General features: G+C 63.4%; 3 protein-coding genes. All 3 read right to left on the bottom strand.

The features are described 5' to 3' along the window. The coding region (locus tag M8006_RS17650; RefSeq protein ID WP_250084514.1) for a hypothetical protein at window positions 1–311 on the bottom strand (311 nt) is incomplete at its 3' end. Further along, window positions 308–556: a hypothetical protein gene (locus tag M8006_RS17645; RefSeq protein WP_250084512.1), complete on the bottom strand. Its 249-nt coding sequence runs from the start codon at window positions 554–556 to the stop codon at window positions 308–310. The genes M8006_RS17645 and M8006_RS17650, both read right to left, overlap by 4 nt. Further along, entirely contained in the window at window positions 553–954 is a 402-nt protein-coding gene (locus M8006_RS17640; RefSeq protein WP_250084510.1) for a hypothetical protein, read from the bottom strand. Before M8006_RS17640 ends, M8006_RS17645 begins: the two co-directional genes overlap by 4 nt. Window positions 955–1,019 lie beyond the last annotated feature (65 nt).

Genomic DNA, 1,019 nt, shown 5'->3' with positions numbered 1-1,019 from the left:
GGTGGGCGTTCCAGCAGTTGATCCAGCGCCGTGATCCATACTTTCAGCGGTGCCTCGCGCGTGATGCCTTTGCGCTCAATCACGCCGCTGTTAATGGTGTCTTTCAGCTCATTGAGTAGCCGGGCGCTCTTGGCGCTGGCAAGCGCCCGGCTAGCAGGCCGGAACAGGCCGAGGTAGCGCACGATTCGGCTGCTCAGTAGCGAGGGCATTTCCAAGGCAGCAGCCAGCGCTTGGTTGTGTTCGCCCTGGGTGACGAAGGCGGCCATGTCGCCGGTCATACCGCACTCGGGGCACGTGGCTTTCAGGGTCATTGGTCGCCTCCGTTGACCTTGTTCAAGGCCGCTTGAAGTTCACGCTGCATGTTGCGCACTTGCTCGTCGGTCATGTGCAGTTCGACTTGGGTCTCCACGGTGACGCCAATAATGTGCAGGGCGACGTTGGTAAAGCCCGGCTCTGGGTCTGGCAGCGGCGCTGCAAAGACGCGGTACATCTGGGCGTTCTTATCCAGAACGCGGAAACCGTCCGGCTGGGGCGGGAAGAGGTTGGTAACGGTCATTGTTCTTCTCCCTGCTGGTTGTCGGGGTTGTGGGGGCAGCGCTGGCAGTGCTGCCACATGCGCATGGCCATGGGGTTGTGGGTCGGCGCGGGGCGTGCGCGGTAGTCGCGGCACTGCTCGGCGCTGATGGTCATGGCCAGCGCCGGGCAGTCGAAGCCGTCCAACGCTTCCAGTACCCGCTTTTCAATGTTGGCGGTAGACGGGCTTGGGTAGCGGTTGGCCAGTGCCAACGACACCGCACTGCGCGAGACGCCGATGCGCTCGGCGGTGATCTTGCGGTTGGTGGCGCGCACCTCATCGGCGAGCAGGACGATCCAGCGGGGGACGTCGTCTCCCCAGTTGGAAATGTCGACGGTGCGGGTGCGGCGGATCACACCGCTGGTCATCGAGCGGCTCATGGCTCACCCCCTTCGGTTTTGGTCACGCGGCTGTACACCACTTCGCCGGTGTTGGGATCAAAGAG

It is taken from the genome of Halomonas llamarensis (assembly GCF_023555005.1).
Lineage (GTDB): Bacteria > Pseudomonadota > Gammaproteobacteria > Pseudomonadales > Halomonadaceae > Vreelandella > Vreelandella llamarensis.
Note: the sequence above shows the minus strand (reverse complement) of the source record. Positions and strands in the feature narration are given on the sequence as shown.